Source organism: Rhodoferax sp. TS-BS-61-7, from assembly GCF_002943465.1.
Lineage (GTDB): Bacteria > Pseudomonadota > Gammaproteobacteria > Burkholderiales > Burkholderiaceae_C > Allorhodoferax.
On record NZ_PTQY01000005.1, the window covers coordinates 159,452 to 179,826 of the forward strand.

The window sequence follows — 20,375 nt, forward strand, 5'->3', positions numbered from 1 at the left end:
ATTTTTGGAGCGTTTTCATGCTGCTGAGCCTGGCCCAATGGCTGCAAACCCTGTCGCCCGAATTCGGGTTTTTTCGCGTCTTCCAGTACCTCACCTTCCGTGCGGTGTTGGCCGCCTTGACGGCCTTGTTGATTGGGTTGGCGGCAGGTCCGTTTGTGATTCGCCGCCTGCGTGAACTCAAGATTGGCCAACCCATTCGCGGCTACGGCATGGAAACCCACCTGAGCAAAAGTGGCACGCCCACCATGGGCGGGGTGCTGATTCTCTTGTCGATCGCCATCTCCACCCTGCTGTGGGCCGACCTGTCGAATCGTTTTGTCTGGATCGTGCTGCTGGTGACGCTGGGTTTTGGCGCCATTGGCTGGGCCGACGACTGGCGCAAGGTGGTGCACAAAGACCCCGAAGGCATGCGCTCGCGCGAGAAGTATTTCTGGCAATCGGTGATTGGCCTGCTGGCCGCTCTGTATCTGGTGTTCAGCATTTCAGAGAGCTCCAATCTGCGCGTGTTGGAGCTGTTTTTCAACTGGGTGCGTTCCGGGTTTGACGTGAACCTGCCACCCAAGGCCGGTCTCTTGTTGCCCTTTATCAAAGAGGTGAGTTACCCGCTGGGGGTGCTGGGCTTTGTGGTGCTGACTTACCTGGTCATCGTGGGCTCCAGCAACGCTGTGAATCTGACTGACGGGCTGGATGGCCTGGCCATCATGCCGGTGGTGATGGTGGGCTCGGCGCTGGGCGTGTTTGCCTATGTGACGGGCAGCGCCGTGTACTCCAAGTACCTGTTTTTTCCGCACATTCCGGGTTCAGGTGAACTGATGATTTTCTGCGCCGCCATGGCCGGTGCCGGCCTGGCCTTTTTGTGGTTCAACACCCATCCTGCGCAGGTGTTCATGGGTGACGTGGGCGCGCTGGCCCTGGGCGGTGCGCTGGGCACCATTGCCATCATCGTGCGCCAGGAAATTGTGCTGGCCATCATGGGCGGCATTTTTGTGGCCGAGGCCCTGTCGGTGATGCTGCAAGTGACCTACTTCAAATACACCAAAAAGAAGTTTGGTGAAGGCCGCCGCTTGCTGAAGATGGCGCCGCTGCACCACCACTTCGAAAAATCGGGGTGGAAAGAAACCCAGGTGGTGGTCCGCTTCTGGATCATCACCATGCTTTTGTGCCTGGTGGGCTTGTCCACCCTGAAGTTGCGATGAACGAACACGAAGCACACCTGCCCGGCGAACACCCCGCAGCGTCCACCCAGGACGGCGGGGTGGAGCCGCGTGTGCACGAGGGACTGCCGCCCGAAGAGGTCCAGGAGCCTGTGTCCGATGCCGCTTCGGTGACGGTGCCAGAACTGGCGGATGCGCCCACAGCGTCGGAGGCGCCTGAGGTATTGGCGTCTGCGGCGCAGGCCGTACCGCTGGCGGCAGAACCTGTCAAAGAGGCCCGTGGTCTGCCCACCACGCTGACGGCCGCGCGCGACGCCGCAGCCTTTGTGGCGCAGATTTTTGCCGATGTGCAGGCAGACAAGGCCGAGCCCACGCTGCAGGCTGACGCCGCCGTGGCGCCTGCTGATGAGAGTTCGCCCGACGCGGGCCCTGACGCCGTGCCGGCAGCGGCTGATGCCCCCTTTGCGCCGCTGGCCGGCCAGCACGTTCTGATCCTGGGCCTGGGTGCATCAGGTCTGGCCATGGCGCGCTGGTGTGCCCGCACCGGTGCGGCCAGCATCACCGTGGCCGACACGCGCAACGCGCCGCCCCAACTGGCCACGCTGCAACAAGAATTGCCCCTCGTGCGTTTTGTGCCCGGCGCCTTCTCCGCAGCCCTGGTGGAGGGCCAGACCCTGCACGCCGTGTACCGTTCGCCGGGTTTGAGTTCGGACGAGATTGCTCCTGTTTTAGGAGCTGCTCGCGCAATAGGGATCTATGTTGGAGGCGAATTGGGCTTGTATGCCATGGCCTTGCAGGCCTTGCACAGCGCCCAGGGTTATGCCCCCGCGGTGTTGGCCATCACCGGCACCAATGGCAAAACCACCGTCACCTCGCTCACCGGCCAACTGGTGGCCCATGCGGGCAAAACCGTGGCCGTGGCCGGCAACATTGGCCCCACGCTGCTGGACACGCTGTCGGGCCACCTCGATGCCAACACCCTGCCCGAAGTCTGGGTGCTGGAGTTGTCCAGCTTTCAGCTGGACGGCGTGACTGGTTTTGAGCCCACAGCGGCCGTGGTGCTCAACGTGACGCAGGACCACCTGGACTGGCACGGCAGCATGCCAGCCTATGCCGAGGCCAAGTCCCGCATCTTTGGCCAGCAGGGCCTGATGGTGCTGAACCGCGACGATGCGGCCGTGATGGCCATGCTGCCAGAGCCGGTGCGCGTCAAGCTGCAGCGCCCGCAGGAGCGCGCCCACGTCACCTTTGGCAGCGACATGCCCCAGCGCCCCGGCGACTTTGGACTGGAAGAAGTCAACGGCATGGTCTGGCTGGTGCGTGCGCTGGAGGCCGACGAAACCCGCCGCAAGCGCAAGGAGGAAGCCGAAGAGTTGCACTTCCAGCGCCTGATGCCGGCCGACGCACTGCGCATCCGTGGCCGCCACAACGCCAGCAATGCGCTGGCCGCCTTGGCGCTGTGCGCCGCAGCAGGCTGTGCACTGGGCCCCATTTTGTTTGGCCTGCGCGAGTACCGCGGCGAGCCGCACCGCGTGGAGCCCATTGGCATCCTCAACGACGTGGAGTTTTTTGACGACAGCAAGGGCACCAATGTGGGTGCCACCGTGGCCGCCTTGCAGGGCCTTGGGGCCGACCGCAAGCTGGTGGTGATTCTGGGCGGCGAGGGCAAGGGCCAGGACTTCACGCCGCTGGCCGCACCGCTGGCCCGCTACGCACGTGCCGTGGTGCTGATCGGCCGCGATGCGCCGCTGATCCGCGAGGCGATTGTGTCGGCCGAGGTGCCGCTGGTCGATGCCGATTCGATGGAAGCCGCCGTGACCCTGGCCAACGCCCGCGCCCATGCGGGGGACGCGGTGTTGATGTCACCGGCCTGCGCCAGTTTTGACATGTTCAAGAACTACGAACACCGCGCCCAGGTCTTCTGTGCCGCGGTGAAAGAGCTGGCCCTGTCCAGCGGTGTGGACATGGAGCACCTGGCATGACCGCCTTGCGCCAAACCCTGATGGGCTGGTTCAGCCCCAAGGCCGATGGGGCCTCGGGCGCCTTGCCGGTGCGCCTGGGCGGGCGTGGCTCGTTTGCGGCCAACACCACCCCCACGCAGGTGAAAGGGTTCGACCAGCCGCTGGTGTGGGTCACCGTGGCCTTGTTGCTGTGGGGCTTGGTCATGGTGTATTCGGCATCGATTGCCATGCCCGACAACCCCAAGTTTTCCAACTACGCCCACACCCACTTTGTGGTGCGGCATTCGTTCTCCATCATGGTGGCGTTTGTGGCCGCGTTGATCGCCTTCCAGTTCCCCATGCAGACCTGGGAGAAGCTGGCACCCTGGCTGTTTGTGCTGTCGCTGGTGCTGTTGATTGCCGTGCTGATGCCGTTTATTGGCAAGGGCGTGAACGGTGCCCGCCGCTGGATCTCGCTGGGCGTCATGAACTTCCAGCCGTCCGAGCTGGCCAAGTTTGCCGTGCTGCTGTATGCGGCCGACTACATGGTGCGCAAGATGGACGTGAAGGAGCGTTTCTTCCGCGCAGTGGCCCCGATGGCGGTGGCGGTGGCGGTGATTGGCCTGCTGCTGCTGGCTGAGCCCGACATGGGCGCCTTCATGGTGATTGCCGTGATCGCCATGGGCATCCTGTTCCTGGGCGGCGTGAATGCCCGCATGTTTTTCCTGATGGCCACGCTGATGGTGATGATTTTTGCCGTCGTAATTGCCACCTCCGAATGGCGGCGCGAGCGCATTTTTGCCTACTTGAATCCCTGGGACGAAAAGCTGACGCTGGGCAAGGGTTACCAGTTGTCGCACTCTTTGATCGCGATTGGTCGCGGTGAGGTGTTTGGCGTGGGCCTGGGCGGCAGCGTCGAGAAACTGCACTGGTTGCCCGAAGCCCACACCGACTTTTTGCTGGCCGTGATTGGCGAAGAGTTCGGCCTGATCGGAGTGGTTGTGGTCATCGGCCTGTTCCTGTGGCTCACGCGCCGGATCATGCACATCGGCCGCCAGGCCATCGCGCTGGACCGCGTGTTTGCCGGTCTGGTGGCGCAGGGTGTGGGCATCTGGATGGGCTTCCAGGCCTTTATCAACATGGGTGTGAACTTGGGCGCGCTGCCCACCAAGGGCTTGACCCTGCCACTGATGAGTTACGGCGGATCGGCCATCTTGCTGAACCTGGTGGCGATTGCGGTGGTGCTGCGCGTGGACTATGAGAATAGACAATTGATGCACGGGGGGCGCGTATGACGCAGAAGTGCGCCCTCATCATGGCCGGCGGCACGGGTGGCCACATCTTCCCCGGCCTGGCCGTGGCGCAGGCCTTGCGGGATAAGGGCTGGCGCGTGCACTGGCTGGGCGCGCCCGGCAGCATGGAAAGCCGTATCGTCCCTGCCCGCGGCATTCCGCTGGAGCTGGTGGATTTTGGCGGGGTGCGTGGCAAGGGGCTCACCACCTTGGCGCTGTTGCCCTTCAAGCTGCTGCGCGCCTTCTGGCAGAGCCTGCAGGTGGTGCGCCGCGTGAAGCCCGATGTGGTGGTGGGTCTGGGTGGCTACATCACCTTCCCCGGCGGCATGATGGGCGTGCTCTGCGGCAAACCCCTGGTGCTGCACGAGCAAAACTCCGTGGCTGGCATGGCCAACAAGGTGCTGGCCGGCGTGGCGGATCGTGTGTTTGCCGCTTTCCCGAACGTGCTGAAAAAAGCTGAGTGGGTAGGCAACCCGCTGCGTACCGAGTTTTTGAACCTGCCCGCACCCGATGCGCGTTTTGCCGGCCGCAGTGGTCCGCTCAAGGTGTTGGTGGTGGGCGGCAGCCTGGGGGCGCGCGCGCTCAACACCATGGTGCCGCTGGCACTGGCGCTGATCCCCGAAGCGCAGCGCCCCGTGGTGACGCACCAGGCCGGCGAGAAACAGATCGACGAGCTGCGCGCCAACTATGCTGCTGCCGGCGTGTTGGCCACACTGACCCCATTCATCGACAACACGGCCCAGGCGTTTGCCGATGCCGACCTGGTGATCTGCCGCGCCGGCGCCAGCACCGTGACCGAGATTGCCGCCGTGGGCGCCGCCGCCGTGTTTGTGCCTTTCCCCGCTGCGGTGGACGACCACCAGACCTTCAACGCCCGCTTCCTGGTCGACCAGGGTGGCGGCTGGCTGCTGCCCCAGGCGGAGATGACACCCGAGGCATTGGCCACATTGCTACAGAAAACAGAGCGCCCCGCGCTGATTCAACGGGGGCTAGAGGCCAAAAAGATGCAAAAACTGAATGCCACCGAAGCGGTGGTGGCTGCCTGCGAGGAGCTCGCAACATGAAACACGCCGTCAAGCACATTCATTTCGTCGGTGTCGGTGGCTCCGGCATGTCCGGCATTGCCGAGGTGCTGAGCAACCTGGGCTACGTCATTTCGGGCTCCGACCTGGCCGACAACGCCACCACCCAGCGCCTCGCGGCATTGGGCATCACAACGTACGTAGGCCACGCAGCCGACAACGTGGCGGGGGCCGATGCGGTGGTCACGTCTACCGCCGTGCAGTCGGACAACCCCGAAGTCATCCGCGCCCGCGAGATGAAGATTCCCATCGTGCCGCGTGCGCTGATGTTGGCGGAGCTGATGCGCCTCAAGCAGGGCATTGCCATTGCCGGCACCCACGGCAAAACCACCACCACCAGCCTGGTGGCCAGTGTGTTGGCCGAGGCCGGGCTGGACCCTACCTTTGTGATTGGCGGCCGCCTGAACAGTGCCGGTGCCAACGCCCGCTTGGGCAGTGGTGACTACATCGTGGTGGAAGCCGACGAAAGTGATGCGTCCTTCCTGAACCTGCTGCCCGTGATGGCCGTGGTGACCAATATCGACGCCGACCACATGGAAACTTATGGTCACGACTTCGGCAAGCTCAAAAAAGCCTTTGTTGATTTCCTGCACCGCATGCCGTTTTACGGCGCCGCCATCCTCTGTACCGATGACGCCGCTGTGCGCGACATCTGTGAACAGGTTACGTGCCCCATCACCAGCTACGGCTTCAACGAAGAAGCCGAAGTGCGCGCCGTGAACGTACGTGCCGTGGGTGGGCAGATGCACTTCACGGTGCAGCGCCGCAACGGCGTGGTGCTGCCCGACCTGGAGGTGGTGCTGAACCTGCCCGGTCTGCACAACGTGCTCAACGCGCTGTCGGCCATTGCCGTGGCGGTGGAGCTCAACATTCCTGATGCGGCCGTGGTCAAGGCGCTGGCCGAGTTCAAGGGCGTGGGCCGCCGCTTCCAGCGGTATGGCGATCTGCCCTTGCCCCAGGGCGGCACGGTCACCGTCATCGACGACTACGGCCACCACCCGGTCGAAATGGCGGCCACGCTGGCTGCTGCACGCGGGGCCTTCCCGGGGCGCCGCCTGGTACTGGCCTTCCAGCCGCACCGCTACACCCGCACGCGGGACTGTTTTGAAGACTTTGTGAAGGTGATTGGCGCGGGCGCCGACGCCGTGCTGTTGGCCGAGGTCTATGCCGCAGGTGAAGCTCCCATCGTGGCGGCCGATGGCCGTTCGCTGGCGCGCGCGCTGCGTATCGGCGGCAAGGTGGAGCCGATCTTTGTGGACGAAATTGCCGCGATGCCGCAGGCCGCGATCGACAACGCCCGCGACGGCGATGTGCTGGTGTGTATGGGCGCCGGGTCGATTGGTGCCGTACCCGGAAAAATTGCTGACATGCTACAAAAACAGGAGCTGCTCGCGCAGAAGGGATAAGGGCTATGGGCCAAAATCATTCAAATTTGGGCAAGGTGGCTGTGCTGATGGGCGGCGCCTCGGCGGAGCGTGAGGTGTCGCTCATGTCGGGTAGTGGCGTGCTCAAGGCGCTGCAGTCCAAGGGGGTGGACGCGCATGCGTTCGACCCGTCCCAGCGTCCGCTGGATGATCTGAAGCGCGAAGGTTTTGCGCGCTGTTTCATCGCGCTGCATGGCCGTTTTGGTGAAGACGGCACGGTGCAGGGTGCGCTCGAATTGCTGGGCATTCCCTACACCGGCTCGGGCGTCATGGCGTCCGCCATCTCCATGGACAAGGTCATGACCAAGCGCATCTGGCGCTTCGAGGGGCTGTCCACGCCGGCCTGGCAGCAGGTCAGCAGTGCGGCGCAAACCCATGCGGCGTTTGCCGCCCTGGGCGCGCCCATGATCGTGAAGCCTGCGCGTGAAGGGTCTTCCATCGGTTTCACCAAGGTGATGTCGGCGGACCAGTGCGATGCGGCTTACGCGCTGGCCTCGCAGCATGACCCCATGGTGCTGTGTGAGCAGTTCATTGCCGGTGATGAGGTGACCTGCCCGGTGCTGGGCCCCAACGAGCAGCCCGAGGCCTTCCCGGTGATCCGCATCGTGGCGCCCGAGGGCAACTACGACTACCAGAACAAGTACTTCACCGATGTGACGCAGTACCTCGTGCCCGCCGGTCTGCCCGACGGCGAGGAGGCGGCGATTCGCGCCTTGGTCAGCAAGGCCTACCAGGTGCTGGGCTGCCGCGGCTGGGCGCGGGCTGACGTGATGATCGACGCCAAGACACGCACGCCCTACCTGCTGGAGATCAACACCTCGCCGGGCATGACCGGCCACTCGTTGGTGCCCATGTCAGCCAAGGCCGCCGGCATCAGCTACGAAGACCTGTGTGTGCGTTTGCTGCAAAGTACCAGTACTGACGGGAGCGTATCGAAATGAACGCTGCTGCGGCTACACCGCTGGACGTCAAACTCATGAACACCACCGCTGCGGTGCTGTTCCTGGCGTTTGCCGGCCTGGCGCTGTTGGCCGCAGGGCGTTGGGTGTCGCGCCTGCCGGCGTTTGACTTGCAGGGCATCAGCGTGTCGGGTGACATGAACCACAACAACCCGTTGACCCTGCGTGCCAATGTGGCACCCAGTTTGAGCGGCACGTTCTTCACGGTGGACCTGGCGCGGGTGCGCTCGGCCTTTGAGTCGGTGCCCTGGGTGCGCCGTGCCGTGGTGCGCCGCGAGTTTCCCAACCGCCTGCATGTGAATCTGCAGGAGCACCAGGCGGTGGCGTACTGGGGGGCGGAGGCTGAATCGCGCTTGATTAACCAGCAGGGGGAGGTGTTTGAGGCCAACGTCGGGGAGGTCGAGCAAGAGGGCCTGCCGCGCCTCCACGGGCCTGAGGGGCAGAGCGCCGAGGTGTTGGCCATGTATCGCACGCTGGAGCCGCAGTTCGCCACGATGGAAATGCCGCTGGAGCAGCTGGAGCTGACTGGCCGCGGCAGTTGGCGCGCGCGCCTGGACACTGGTGCCAGCCTGGAGCTGGGCCGCGGCACGGTGGCCGAGGTGGATACACGCGTGCAACGATTTTTGAAAACCTTGACGCAGGTGACTTCCCGCTACGCACGGCCGCTGCAGGCCGTGGAGTCGGCAGACCTGCGCCATGAAAACGGGTATGCCATCAAGCTGCGCGGCGTGAGCACGCTGGTAGCGGATGCGCCCAAAAAGTAGCGCACAAGGCATTGCAGGACCACATATGGCAAAAGAGTACAAAGATTTGGTAGTCGGTTTGGACATCGGCACCGCCAAGGTGATGGCGGTGGTGGCCGAGGTCATGCCCGGGGGCGAGCTCAAGCTGGCCGGCCTGGGCATTGCACCCAGCAATGGCCTTAAGCGGGGCGTGGTGGTCAACATCGACGCCACGGTGGCGAGCATCCAGCAGGCCCTGAAAGAGGCCGAGCTGATGGCCGACTGCAAGATCAGCCGTGTCTACACCGGCATCACGGGCAGCCATATCCGTGGCATCAACAGCAGTGGCATGGTGGCGGTGAAAGACCGCGAAGTGACGCAGGCCGATGTGGCGCGCGTGGTGGAAACCGCCAAGGCGATCAACATCAGCACCGACCAGCGCCTACTGTTGGTGGAGCCACAGGAATTCATCATCGACGGCCAGGATGTGCGCGAACCCATTGGCATGAGCGGCATCCGTCTGGAAGCCAAGGTGCATATCGTGACCGGCGCCCAGAGCGCGGCCGAGAACATCATCAAGTGTGTGCGCCGCTGTGGTCTGGAAGTCGAGCAGCTCATGCTCAATCCGCTGGCCAGCAGCCTCAGCGTGTTGACCGAAGACGAGCGCGAGCTGGGCGTAGCACTGGTGGACATTGGCGCGGGTACGACGGATGTGGCGATCTTCACCAACGGTGCAATCCGCCATACCGCTGTGATTCCGATTGCCGGGGACCTGATCACCAGCGACATTGCCATGGCACTGCGCACACCGACCAAGGACGCCGAAGAGATCAAGGTCGAGAGCGGCCACGCCAAGCAGTTGCTGGTGGACCCCGAGGTGCAGGTGGAAGTACCCGGCCTGGGTGACCGCGGCCCGCGCATGCTGAGCCGCCAGGCGCTGGCTGGGGTGATCGAACCGCGCATCGAGGAAATCTTCAGCCTGGTGAACCAGGTGATGCGCGAGTCGGGCTATGAAGAGGTGTTGTCCAGCGGCATCGTGCTCACCGGCGGCAGCTGCATCATGCCGGGCATGGTCGAGCTGGGCGAGGACATCTTCCTCAAACCCGTGCGCCGTGGCATTCCCAAATACAACAGCGCGCTGGCTGACATGGTGGCGCAGCCCCGTGCGGCCACCGTCATGGGCCTGCTGGAAGAAGCCCGCCTGGCCCGCATGCGCGGCTACAAGGTGGCGCAAAAAGCTGGTTCGATGAAAACAGCATTCGGTTCCGTCAAGGACTGGTTCGTGGGGAACTTTTAACCATGAAACACAGACTTTGGCTTGCACGGGGGAGTCCGCCTTCATAAATGAACACGCACCCCCAAACAGATTTACAGAACCCAACCCATTCATTCAAATAGTTTTTCAGGAGTAACAACATGCCAATCGAAATGATCGAAGAAGAAGCGTTTAACCAAGGCACCCAAATCAAGGTCATCGGCGTGGGCGGTGGCGGCGGTAACGCCGTTGAGCACATGATCCAGACCGCCGTGGGCGGTGTGGAATTCATCTGCGCCAACACCGATGCGCAAGCCCTGTCCCGCAGCAGCGCGCACAAGACCATCCAGCTGGGTGGCAGTGGTCTGGGCGCCGGCAGCAAACCCGACAAGGGGCGTGAGGCAGCCGATCAGGCCGAGGCGGACATCCGCACCGCCATCGAAGGCGCGCACATGTTGTTCATCACCGCCGGCATGGGCGGTGGCACCGGTACTGGCGCCGCCCCCGTGATTGCGCGTGTGGCCAAAGAGATGGGCATCTTGACGGTGGGCGTGGTGACCAAACCCTTCGACTTCGAAGGTGGTCGCCGCATGACCAATGCCGATGCCGGCTTGGCTGAACTCGAAGCCAATGTGGATTCGCTGATCGTGGTGCTGAACGAAAAGCTGCTGGAAGTGCTGGGCGACGATGTGAGCCAGGACGAAGCCTTTGCCCATGCCAACGACGTGCTGAAAAACGCCGTGGGCGGCATTGCCGAAATCATCAACGTGCCCGGCCATGTGAATGTCGACTTTGAAGACGTGCGCACCGTGATGGGTGAACCCGGCAAAGCCATGATGGGCACGGCCGTGGCCAAGGGTCCGGACCGCGCCCGCATCGCCGCCGAACAGGCCGTGGCCTGCCCGCTGCTCGAAGGCATCGACCTGTCGGGCGCCAAGGGCGTGTTGGTGCTGATCACCGCGGCCAAGGGCAGCCTCAAGCTGTCCGAGTCCAAGCTGGCGATGAACACCATCCGCGCCTACGCATCGCCCGATGCACACGTGATCTACGGCACTGCGTACGACGACTCGTTGGGTGAAGAAATTCGTGTGACCGTGGTCGCTACCGGTTTGAGCCGCCAAGGCGCGCGCCGCACAGCGCCTCCGCTGCAAGTGCTGCGCACCGGAACCGACAACGTGCCTTTCCACGTGCCCACGCTCAACACCATTGCTTCGCCCTCCGGCGCCGCAGCGGCCTTGGGTGGCACGGGCCACACGGCCAGCCAGCCCGACTACGGCAGCATGGCCACGCCCAGCGTGTGGCGCACCAACCGCACGCAAGCCGCAGCCAAGGTGGACGCGTTGTCCAGCGGCGGCATGGATGATTACGAAATCCCTGCCTTTCTCCGTAAACAGGCTGACTGAAGGTGAATTGGCGCCCCGGTAAAATCCAGTCTGTGCTGAAACAACGAACTCTCAAATCCCTGACCCGCGCCGTAGGCGTGGGCCTGCACAGTGGCCAGCGTGTGGAAATCACGTTGCGCCCGGCTGCGCCGGATACGGGCATTGTGTTTCGCCGGGTGGATTTGCCGAACGCGCCGGACATTGTGGTCTCGGCCGAGTCGGTGACCGATACACGCCTGGCGTCCACGCTGTCCTGCGGCAATGCCAAGGTGCACACGGTGGAACACCTCATGTCGGCCTGCGCCGGCCTGGGGGTGGACAACCTGTTTGTGGACATCACGGCCGAAGAGATCCCGATCCTGGACGGTTCTGCCGCCTCGTTTGTGTTCTTGCTGCAAAGTGCGGGCATCGAGATGCAGAACGCGCCGCGCCGCTTCATCCGGCTCATCAAACCGGTGGAAGTGCGCGAAGGCGAGGGCGCCAACGAGAAATGGGCGCGCCTGGATCCGTACCACGGCTACAAGCTCAGTTTTGAGATCGACTTCAACCACCCGGCGGTGGACTCTACCGGTCAGCGCGTGGAGTTTGACCTGAGCACCGGCTCGTATTCGCGTGACATTGCACGCGCCCGCACCTTTGGTTTTACCAAAGACGTGGAAATGATGCGCTCCAACGGCTTGGCCCTGGGCGGCGGTCTGGACAACGCCATCGTGATGGACGACTACAAGGTGCTGAACGCCGACGGTCTGCGTTACGACGACGAGTTCGTCAAACACAAGATCCTGGACGCCATGGGCGACCTCTACATCGTGGGCAAGCCCCTGCTGGCGGCCTACAGCGCGCGCCGCTCCGGCCATGCGCTGAACAACAAGCTGCTGCGCGAGCTGCAGGCCCACCCTGAGTGCTGGGAAGTGGTGACCTTCGAAGACGTCAAACAAGCGCCCGTGGGCTTTGCCCAGCCCGTGCGAGCTTGGTAAGTACCCACTCACCATGCTGCTGTTCCGTTGGCTGATCCTTTTGTGTTTGCTGGGCGCGGCGGTGTGCTTTGCCTTCTATGTTGGCACCGGAAATCCGCGCTTCAAACACTATGGTTGGGTCACTTTGAAATGGACCCTGCTGGCCGCAGGGGGATTTTTCACGGTGCTCATCATGGAGCGGGTTGCATAATAGGCTCTGCTACCTCTGGCCCTGCCGCGAAAGGATTGCCCCATGAACTCCTTGTCTTCCATCGCCCTCTCGGGCATGAACGCGGCCCAAACTTCGCTCAACACCAGCGCCCACAACGTGGCCAACCTGGCCACCGAAGGTTTTAAACGCCAGGAAACTGTGCAAACCGAGCAGCCCGGTGGCGGCGTCAGCACCGAGGTACGTCAGGCCGAAGTTGCAGGTAACGCGCTGGAGACCGATGTGGTGACCCAGCTGCAGGCCAAACACAGCTTTATTGCCAACCTGGCGGTGTTCAAGACGAGTAACCAGATGGCCGGCGCCTTGCTGGACACCAAGGCCTAAGGCGCTGGTTCGTAGTTTTTGACGATGGCGTCCAGGCGCCCCTCCGCGCGGAGTTTGTCTATCGCCTGCTGCAGTTTGCGCACCACGTGCGGGTCGGTCTGCAGGTTCAGAGCGAAGTAGTAGCCACCGTCTTCACTGAGCTTGAGCAGCTTGTTGACACTGCCTGCGGGGCGACCCACGCTGCGCAAATTCCAGGCCATGCCCACCTCGGTGTCCACCATGGCGTGCACCAAGTCCCCCATCAACATGCGAAACACCGCGTCGTTGGAGCTTTCTTCCACCAGTGCGCTTGCGGGTACACCGGCGGCTAGCAGGTCTTGCTGGGCGGCTTCCTCGCGCACTACGCCAATGCGCAGTTGGGCCAGCTCTTTGGCATCCCGAATGGGCGCACCGGGGATGTTGCGGGTGTAGACCCAGGTGGTGCGCGGCAGCAAAGGGCCGACCCAGAGAAACTGGTCTTCCCGTGCAGGTTTGCGCGCGGTGGTGTAGAGCACGGTGTTGGGGGTGTGGCGCACGACTTTGTAGCCGCGGGCCCAGGGCACGACCTGAAAGCTGCAGCGCAACTGGGCCAGCTCACAGGCGGCGCGCAGCACATCGGTGGCAATGCCCTGCACCTTGCCCGCTTCGGCAAAGTTGTAGGGTGGCCATTGTTCGGTGTAGGCCACCAGGCTGTTGGCCCCACCTGGGGCGGCCCCAGCAGTCCAGGCGAGCAGCCCGATGGACAGGGAGAGAAGGCAGTTGCGCGTCAGGGAAGAAGGCATGGACCAGAAAGGAATGTGCAGCGTTTAGATACTACAGGCAGGCCATGTCGTCAGTCTTACGCTGGATCAAACCAGGCGCGCTTAATGCCGCCGGCCAGCACGGTAGGACACCTTGCCATTGCCACCCAGGCCGTCCGCGGCGGCCAGCCGGGCCATGGCCTTGCCCGCATGGGCGTGGGTGATGGCCAGGCCCAGGGCATCAGCCGCGTCGGGCCCGGGCAAGCCCGGCAGGCTCAGCAGGCGTTTCACCATCTCCTGGATCTGGTCCTTCTGCGCGCGGCCGTGGCCGGCCACGGCCTGTTTCATTTGCAGCGCGGTGTATTCGGCCACCGGCAGCCCGGCGGTGACCAGTGCGGTGATCAGCGCGCCGCGCGCTTGGCCCAGCAGCAGGGTGGACTGCGGGTTGACGTTGACGAACACGATCTCGATCGACGCGCAGGTGGGCTGGTAACGCTGCACCACCTCGCCCATGCCGTCAAACAGCACCTTCAGGCGCTCGGGCAGGGCGCGCGTGTCCAGGTGCTGGGTGCCGATGGTGCCGCTGGCTACATAACGCACGTCGGCGCCCACCACGTCCACCACACCAAAGCCGGTGGTGCGCAGGCCGGGGTCAATGCCAAGAATTCGCATGCTATGGTTTCAGGAGCTGCTCGCGCAGGTTCTACGGGTGCTAGAGGTCAAAATACCACCTGGCTGAGTGAAAAAACACGGGTGCTGCAAAACACAGCGCATCGACCCGGTCCAGCAGGCCACCGGCCCCGGTGACCCCCTTGCCTTCGTTGCCCCAGCTGGGGATGCCGCGGTCACGTTTCAGCGCCTTCATCACAAAGTGCCCCATGGAGCCCGCCAGGCAGGCGATGAAGCTGAAGGCAAACGCGGTGCCCGGCACCCAGGGCGTGATACCGGCCAAAAGCGCACCAAACAGGCTGGCCACCACCATGCCAATCCACCAGCTCGGCCAGTTGAAACTCTGGCTGATGGCCGGTGCCACGGGCGGGCGCATGAGCTTGCGCGAGACCAGGTGTTGGGTGGCCATGCAGGTCTGCACCACCAGCACCAGAAAAAACACCATGAAGGCATTTTTGTTGTCGTATCCGGGGAAGTTCAGCATCAGCAGCGCGGGCACATGGCTCATGCCGTAGATGCAGACCATGATCCCCCACTGCAGCTTGGCATTGCGCTCCAGAAAACGCAGTGGGTCGTTGGCCAGCGCACTAGTCAGCGGTAACGCCAGAAACACGTAGACCGGGATGAACACCGCAAACATGTCAAAGTGTTCGGTGCCCACCAGCCAGTACTGCAGCGGCAGCACCACAAAAAAGGCCAGCACCAGGCTGCGGTGGTCGCCCCGGCGTGTGGGGGACAGCGTGAGGAATTCGCGCAGCGCGAAGAAGGACACCAGGCCAAACAGCGTGAGCGCGACCCAGTCGCCCGCCACCCAACCGATCCAGAACACAAACATCATGAACCAGCTGGTGCGAATCACGCCGTCCAGGCTTTTCAGCTCCTTGCGGCGCAGGTCGCCCGCGGCATCGTCCGCATGTTCGCGCAGCGACAGCACAAAGGCCACGATGCTGGAGAGCAGTAGCAGGCCGAACACGATGATGAACAGCGCGCCAATCTGCTGCGTGGCTGTGAGGTTCTTCAGATAAAAGTACATGGAAGCCCTTAGACGTCGCGCAGGGCGATGACGGCATTGCGTGCGCGGGTCAGGAAGCTGCGGTGGTCTTCACCGGCCTGCACCTGCATGGGCGCGCCAAAGGTGACCGAGCACAACACCGGGACGGGCACCACTTCGCCTTTGGGCAACACGTGTTGCACGTTGTTGATCCACGCGGGGACCAACACGACGTGGGGGAACTTGGTCGCCAGGTTGTAGAGCCCGGCCTTGAAGGCCTGCGGTTCCTCAAAGTGGCCGCGTGTGCCTTCGGGGAATAGGATGATCGAGTCCCCATTGGTGAGTGCGTCCATCAGCGGTTCCAGCGGGTCTTCATCAGCGGTGCGGTCGCGCGAGACGTAGATGACGTTGAACACTTCGGTGGTCAGCCATTTCTTGAAGGGTGTCTTGGTCCAGTAGTCTTTGGCGGCAATGGCGCGGGTGATGTGGCGTAGCTCTTTGGGCAGGGCGGCCCAGATCATCACCAGGTCGGCGTGGCTTTGGTGGTTGGCAAAATAAATGCGCTGCTCGGCCTTGGGCGGGCAGCCGTGCCAGCGCGCTTGCGCACCGGTCAGCACCCGGATCAAACCGAGCAAAAAGTAACTCATCAACTTGGCTAGCATGGCGGGGATGATACCTAGGGGTTGTGGCTCTGGTGCTGGGGGTTTTCTCTCTCGCTGTCTCCGGCGGGCGGGGTACTTCGCTCCGTTCGTGTCCCCCGGCCCTCCAGGGCCTCCTCCTTTACCTCACTGCGCGAAGCACCCCACCCACCGGAGCCGGTTTGGCGGGTGAGCGTTACACACGCAACCCGAGCAGCGGACCAGGGGTGAGCACCAAAGCGAGGTAAAGGAGGAGGGCCCTCACGGCCCGGGGGACACGAGCGGCGGGGCTCACCCCTGGTCCGCTGCGTGCAACGGAAAAAACGCAGAACCGAAATCTAGGGCAGCTGCGCGTCCGACATGCGCGCCACAATCGTCCCCGCGCGGTTGGCCAGGTAACCCGAGTTGGGTACCTTCTCAAAGTACTTGGGTCGCGGCAACATCACGGCCAGACGCGCGGCCTCGTACGCGCTGAGCTTGCTGGCGGGTTTGCGGAAATAGTGCTGGGCGGCGGCTTCGGCGCCAAACACACCTTCCCCCCACTCCACGCTGTTGAGGTAAATCTCCAGAATGCGCCGCTTGCTCAGCAACTGCTCCAGCAGCAGCGTCAGCACAAACTCCTGTCCCTTGCGCATCAGCGTGCGCTCGCCGGACAAAAACAGGTTCTTGGCCAACTGCTGCGTGATGGTGGAGCCACCCACAATTTTGGGCGGTTTGGTGGTCTTCTTCTGCTCGGCGCGCTGCTCCGCCTTGGCGTTTTTGGCCCAGGCATTTTCCAATGCTTCCCAGTCCACGCCGTCGTGCTGGCTGAAACCGTCGTCTTCCGAGGCGATCACCGCGCGTTTGAGGTGGTCGGAGATTTGCGCGTAGTCCACCCACTGCTGGCGCCAACGCAGTTCACCTTTTTCAGTGACCACACGCCAGGCCTCGGAGCGTTCAAACGCCGTGCTTTGCGGCGCTACCACGGCCATGGCGGCGATACGGCCGACAAAGTACAGCTGCAGCGCCAGCAGGGCCAGCACACACAGCCAAATCCAACGCCACAGGCTCTTCATTGCGAGGCGGAAACCTTGGCTTCCAGGGTCTCTTCGCGGGTGAATTTGAAACGTGAGACCACCAGAATCTGGTCTGCCTGGCGGCGCATGGCCGCGCTGAAGGTGCCAAAGGGGCCGGCGGTGCGGGCAATGGCTTCGGCGCGCTTGTCCAGTACGGTGTTGCCGGAGCTTTGCACCACATCGGTGTCGATCACGCGGCCGTCATGGTTCACCGTGACGATCATGGTCAATTCGCCGTACAGCTTTTTGCCACCGCTTTGCGGAAAGTTCTCAGTGCCCCGGTCTTCAATCGCACGGCGCAGGCCGTCGTAATACACCGCGTACACCTCCTCACGCACTGCGGGGCTGATGTAGCGCTTCTTGGGCCGCGCGTTTTCCATGTTGATGCGCCGCTCAATCTCGGCCAGCAGCTTGATGAGCTGGCGGCGCTTCTCTTCGCGCTCGGCTTGCTCGGCCTTGTTGGCGGCCTGGCTGGGGTCGGGCGGGGGCAGGGCGGCCAGTTGGTTCTTCACCTGGGCCAGCAGCAGGTTCTGCTGCTCCTGCAGGGTTTGCAACTTGCGCGCTGTTTCTTCTTCCAGCGCATCCCCTACATCGGTCAGCAAGGACGGTGGCAGGGGGCTGCTGGCGCGGCCTTTGTCGGCATCCCCACCCCCGGCCAGCGAGGCTTGCGCAATGGCCGTGGCCTTGTCGGGCTTCTCGTTGCTCTTGGCGTTGACCAGAATCACTTCCAGCGGCGTGTCTTCGAACACGCGGTTGAAGGACTCGGGGTCGACAAAACGCACGGTCAGCAGCACCGCGTGGACCGCGAGGGAGGCGCCCAGCGCCCATTGGAGGGTGGTGATGTTGTGCAGCTTCACGAGGCGGAATTATCGCTGCCGCCCTCGGGCGCTTCGTTCACATCCACGGCAATCGCAATCGGGCCGGCCACATCGTCTTCGTCTTCGCTCTCGTCCACTTCGGTGTTCGGGGTTTCGGCCGGGGCATCCAGGCGCTCCACCACCGTGCCGTGCACGTCCAGCGTGATCAGGTCCATCTCACCCAGCTTGATACGCACCTTGGCGTTGCGCGGCAGGCCTTGCGCGCCCATCACGGGCAGCACCAGCGGAATGTCGTCGGCGCGCACCATGTTTTCCTTGAACACCGTGGCCACCAACTCGGTGATGCCGTGCTGCTGCACATAGCGCATGGTCCAGAAGCGCTCCATGGCGCCCTGGTAGCCGTTGTAGGCGCTGTAGGCCGTGTCAAAGGCCGAGATGATGGCGAACAGCTCGGCGTCTTTGGGCTTGAACGGTGCGACCAGTGCCGCGGTCTTGCCGTGGCGTGCGCAGGCCATGATTTGCCACTGGTTCACCAAGTCGGTGTAGCGGCGCAGCGGCGAGGTGGCCCAGGCGTAACTCTTGACCCCAATGCCCGCGTGCGGCAGCGCTTTGGTGCCCATGCGCACCTTCACGCCGGGTGCCAGGCTGGCCTGGCTGCGGTAGATGGCGGGCACGCCCATCTCGGCCATCAGGTTGCCCCAGGTGCTGTTGGCCAAAATCATGGCCTCGGCCACGATCAGGTCCAGCGGCGCGCCGCGTTGGCGGATGCTGATTTGCACTTCTTCGTGGCCTTGCGGTTCGGTACCTTGTGCACCGGCCTCACGCACCAGGCGGAAGTTGTAGTCCGGCCGGTTGAAAGTCTCGGGTTTACCGCGCACCACCTCGCGCTTGGCTTTCAGGTCGCGCGCCAAGCGGTATAAAAATGATAGCTGCTCGCGCAATGCTGGCAAGGGCTGGGGCGTCATTTGATGCTCAAACGCGGGGTCCAGCAGCCAGGGTTCGGTGACCACGGCGTCGAGCTGGTCGTGGCGCAGGTTGTGTGCAATTGGCACACGTTCCAGTTTCGTCTCGCTGGCCTTGATCTCCAGCGTGGCCTCGTCCAGTGTCACATACAGCGACAGGGCCGGGCAGTCGCGCCCTTCCTGCAGCGTGTAGGTCTGCACCACGTCGTCGGGCAGCATGGTGACCTTGTAGCCCGGCATGTAGACGGTAGACAGGCGTGCGCGGCCCAGCATGTCGATGGGGCTGCCGGGCTGCACGGCCAGTCCGGGCGCGGCGATGTGGATGCCGATGGTGACCGTGCCGCTGCCCAGACCCTGCAGGCTCAGCGCGTCGTCAATCTCGGTGGTTTGCGAATCGTCGATGGAATAGGCCTGCACCGGCGCCAAGGGCAGCTCGTCCGCAATGGCGGGCGCGGTGATGGCCGGGAAGCCGGTGCCTTTGGGGAAGTTCTCCAGCAAAAAGCGTTTCCAGTGGAACTGGTAGGGCGAGGCGATTGCACCGGCCTTTTGCAGCAGTTCCAGCGGCGCGGTGTATGTGGCGCGGCTGGCCTCGACCACCGCCTTGTATTCGGGTGCGTTTTTGTCGGGCTTGAACAGAATTTTGTAAAGCTGCTCTTTGATCGGCTCGGGGCAGGTGCCCGCGCCCAGGTCGGTCGCCCACTGGGCGATCTGCTCTGCGATCACGCGTTTTTTCTCAATCGCGGCCAAGGCCTGTGCAATGATGTCGGCCGGCGCCTTCTTGAAGCGGCCCTTGCCCGCGCGACGGAAGTAGTGCGGCGTGTCGAACAGCTTGAACAACATGCCGGCCTGCTCGGTCAAGGTAGCGTTGGCCGAGAAATAGTCTTTGGCCAAGTCGGCAAAGCCGAATTCCGTCTCGGGTGCAAATTCATAGGCCATGTCCAGTTCGATGGCTTCGGCCTGGGCCTGGGCGGCCGCCATCAGCTCCGCCGGGGCGGGTTTCTCGAACTTGATCAGGATGTTGGCGCCCTTGACCTTGACGCGTTTGCCGGAATCCAGCTCCACCTGTGCAGAGGCTTCCGCCTCCGACAGCACACGACCGGCCATGAACTTTCCGGCTTCTTCAAACAGTACAAACATAGGGGGTAGATTGTCCCTGCAAATTGCGACCGGCTCGGGAGGCTCGTTTCAGGCCACTCCCAAAAAGCCCAGAAACCGGGGCAGGTGGGTGTCAAAGTCGCTCAGCGCGTGGTCGCCGCCCTCCAGCAGTACCTGGGGGCTGCTGGCATAGCGCCCATGCATTTCGCGCCAGTCCAGCACCTCGTCGCCCTTGGCGATAAAGGCCAAATACCGTTCCGGGTGGGCCAGCGGGCCGCAGGCCAGGGCGCGCAGCTCGTCCACGTACTCGGGTTGGAAGAAAAAGCGCTCCTCGGGGTCGTGCCAGCTGGTTTGCTCACCGATGTACTTGGCCAGGTCCCGCGCCGGGTCCACCGCGGGGTTGACCAGCACGGCTCGGCAGCCCGTGTGTTCGGCCACACCGGTGGCATAAAAACCGCCCAAGGAGGAGCCCACGGCAGCCATGGTCTGCCGCGGCCATTGGGATATGCCCTTCAGCAACATGTCCATGGCGGCCCGGGGCGAGGGCGGCAGCTGTGGGCACCACCAGTGCACCTGGGGGTGGTGGGCCGCCATGTGGGCGGCCAGGGTGCGCGCCTTGGTGGACTGGGGCGAGGAGCGGAAACCGTGCAAGTAAAGCAGGTGGGTGGTTGGGGGAGAAGCCATGGGGCCATGATAGTTGGCGGGATAA

General features: G+C 63.5%; 20 protein-coding genes. 12 read left to right on the forward strand and 8 right to left on the reverse strand.

What is annotated here, in order from left to right:
• The first annotated feature begins 17 nt into the window (after positions 1 to 17).
• The 12 genes from mraY (at position 18) to C5F53_RS14520 (ending at position 12,719) form a co-directional block, all read left to right on the forward strand.
• Positions 18 to 1,196: a phospho-N-acetylmuramoyl-pentapeptide-transferase gene (gene mraY / locus C5F53_RS14470; protein ID WP_105262089.1), complete on the forward strand. Its 1,179-nt coding sequence runs from the start codon at positions 18 to 20 to the stop codon at positions 1,194 to 1,196.
• The gene (gene murD, locus C5F53_RS14475) at positions 1,193 to 3,136 is read left to right on the forward strand and encodes a UDP-N-acetylmuramoyl-L-alanine--D-glutamate ligase (RefSeq protein ID WP_105262090.1); all 1,944 of its coding nucleotides are present in this window, start codon (positions 1,193 to 1,195) and stop codon (positions 3,134 to 3,136) included. The genes mraY and murD overlap by 4 nt, the downstream gene beginning before the upstream one ends.
• On the forward strand, positions 3,133 to 4,389 hold the full coding sequence (gene ftsW / locus C5F53_RS14480; protein WP_105262091.1) for a putative lipid II flippase FtsW: 1,257 nt from the start codon (positions 3,133 to 3,135) through the stop codon (positions 4,387 to 4,389). The genes murD and ftsW overlap by 4 nt, the downstream gene beginning before the upstream one ends.
• A complete protein-coding gene (gene murG, locus C5F53_RS14485) occupies positions 4,386 to 5,450 on the forward strand; it encodes an undecaprenyldiphospho-muramoylpentapeptide beta-N-acetylglucosaminyltransferase (RefSeq protein WP_105262092.1) in 1,065 nt (354 codons plus the stop codon). The genes ftsW and murG overlap by 4 nt, the downstream gene beginning before the upstream one ends.
• The gene (gene murC, locus C5F53_RS14490) at positions 5,447 to 6,874 is read left to right on the forward strand and encodes a UDP-N-acetylmuramate--L-alanine ligase (protein WP_105262093.1); all 1,428 of its coding nucleotides are present in this window, start codon (positions 5,447 to 5,449) and stop codon (positions 6,872 to 6,874) included. Before murG ends, murC begins: the two co-directional genes overlap by 4 nt.
• A gap of 5 nt (positions 6,875 to 6,879) precedes the next feature.
• Positions 6,880 to 7,833 carry a D-alanine--D-alanine ligase gene (locus C5F53_RS14495; protein ID WP_105262094.1) on the forward strand — a complete coding sequence of 318 codons (954 nt, stop codon included), beginning with the start codon at positions 6,880 to 6,882 and terminating at the stop codon, positions 7,831 to 7,833.
• A complete protein-coding gene (locus tag C5F53_RS14500; RefSeq protein ID WP_105262095.1) occupies positions 7,830 to 8,615 on the forward strand; it encodes a cell division protein FtsQ/DivIB in 786 nt (261 codons plus the stop codon). Before C5F53_RS14495 ends, C5F53_RS14500 begins: the two co-directional genes overlap by 4 nt.
• 25 nt (positions 8,616 to 8,640) lie before the next feature.
• Positions 8,641 to 9,870 carry a cell division protein FtsA gene (gene ftsA, locus C5F53_RS14505; protein ID WP_105262096.1) on the forward strand — a complete coding sequence of 410 codons (1,230 nt, stop codon included), beginning with the start codon at positions 8,641 to 8,643 and terminating at the stop codon, positions 9,868 to 9,870.
• Between the two features lie 119 nt (positions 9,871 to 9,989).
• Positions 9,990 to 11,231 (forward strand): cell division protein FtsZ, encoded by a 1,242-nt coding sequence (ftsZ, locus tag C5F53_RS14510; protein ID WP_105262097.1) that lies wholly within the window; start codon positions 9,990 to 9,992, stop codon positions 11,229 to 11,231.
• A gap of 32 nt (positions 11,232 to 11,263) precedes the next feature.
• Positions 11,264 to 12,187: a UDP-3-O-acyl-N-acetylglucosamine deacetylase gene (gene lpxC / locus C5F53_RS14515; RefSeq protein WP_105262270.1), complete on the forward strand. Its 924-nt coding sequence runs from the start codon at positions 11,264 to 11,266 to the stop codon at positions 12,185 to 12,187.
• A gap of 13 nt (positions 12,188 to 12,200) precedes the next feature.
• Positions 12,201 to 12,377 carry a hypothetical protein gene (locus tag C5F53_RS20355; protein ID WP_201740863.1) on the forward strand — a complete coding sequence of 59 codons (177 nt, stop codon included), beginning with the start codon at positions 12,201 to 12,203 and terminating at the stop codon, positions 12,375 to 12,377.
• 42 nt (positions 12,378 to 12,419) lie between these two features.
• The gene (locus C5F53_RS14520) at positions 12,420 to 12,719 is read left to right on the forward strand and encodes a flagellar basal body protein (protein ID WP_105262098.1); all 300 of its coding nucleotides are present in this window, start codon (positions 12,420 to 12,422) and stop codon (positions 12,717 to 12,719) included.
• Here C5F53_RS14520 and C5F53_RS14525 read toward each other — a convergent pair.
• The 8 genes from C5F53_RS14525 to C5F53_RS14560 all read right to left on the reverse strand — a co-directional run bounded on the left by C5F53_RS14525 (position 12,716) and on the right by C5F53_RS14560 (position 20,350).
• The gene (locus C5F53_RS14525; RefSeq protein ID WP_105262099.1) at positions 12,716 to 13,480 is read right to left on the reverse strand and encodes an ABC transporter substrate-binding protein; all 765 of its coding nucleotides are present in this window, start codon (positions 13,478 to 13,480) and stop codon (positions 12,716 to 12,718) included. The genes C5F53_RS14520 and C5F53_RS14525 overlap by 4 nt on opposite strands.
• A gap of 81 nt (positions 13,481 to 13,561) precedes the next feature.
• Positions 13,562 to 14,110, reverse strand: a complete 549-nt coding sequence (gene ruvC / locus C5F53_RS14530) for a crossover junction endodeoxyribonuclease RuvC (protein WP_105262100.1) — start codon at positions 14,108 to 14,110, stop codon at positions 13,562 to 13,564.
• Between the two features lie 40 nt (positions 14,111 to 14,150).
• Complete coding sequence (locus C5F53_RS14535) at positions 14,151 to 15,140, reverse strand: phosphatidate cytidylyltransferase (protein WP_105262101.1); 990 nt, start codon at positions 15,138 to 15,140, stop codon at positions 14,151 to 14,153.
• A gap of 8 nt (positions 15,141 to 15,148) precedes the next feature.
• Complete coding sequence (locus C5F53_RS14540; RefSeq protein WP_105262102.1) at positions 15,149 to 15,760, reverse strand: 1-acyl-sn-glycerol-3-phosphate acyltransferase; 612 nt, start codon at positions 15,758 to 15,760, stop codon at positions 15,149 to 15,151.
• Between the two features lie 314 nt (positions 15,761 to 16,074).
• Positions 16,075 to 16,791, reverse strand: a complete 717-nt coding sequence (mtgA, locus tag C5F53_RS14545; RefSeq protein ID WP_105262103.1) for a monofunctional biosynthetic peptidoglycan transglycosylase — start codon at positions 16,789 to 16,791, stop codon at positions 16,075 to 16,077.
• On the reverse strand, positions 16,788 to 17,648 hold the full coding sequence (locus C5F53_RS14550) for an energy transducer TonB (protein WP_370446735.1): 861 nt from the start codon (positions 17,646 to 17,648) through the stop codon (positions 16,788 to 16,790). The genes mtgA and C5F53_RS14550 overlap by 4 nt, the downstream gene beginning before the upstream one ends.
• On the reverse strand, positions 17,645 to 19,708 hold the full coding sequence (locus C5F53_RS14555; protein WP_105262104.1) for a ribonuclease catalytic domain-containing protein: 2,064 nt from the start codon (positions 19,706 to 19,708) through the stop codon (positions 17,645 to 17,647). The genes C5F53_RS14550 and C5F53_RS14555 overlap by 4 nt, the downstream gene beginning before the upstream one ends.
• Before the next feature lie 48 nt (positions 19,709 to 19,756).
• Positions 19,757 to 20,350 (reverse strand): YqiA/YcfP family alpha/beta fold hydrolase, encoded by a 594-nt coding sequence (locus tag C5F53_RS14560; RefSeq protein WP_105262105.1) that lies wholly within the window; start codon positions 20,348 to 20,350, stop codon positions 19,757 to 19,759.
• Positions 20,351 to 20,375: the final 25 nt, after the last annotated feature.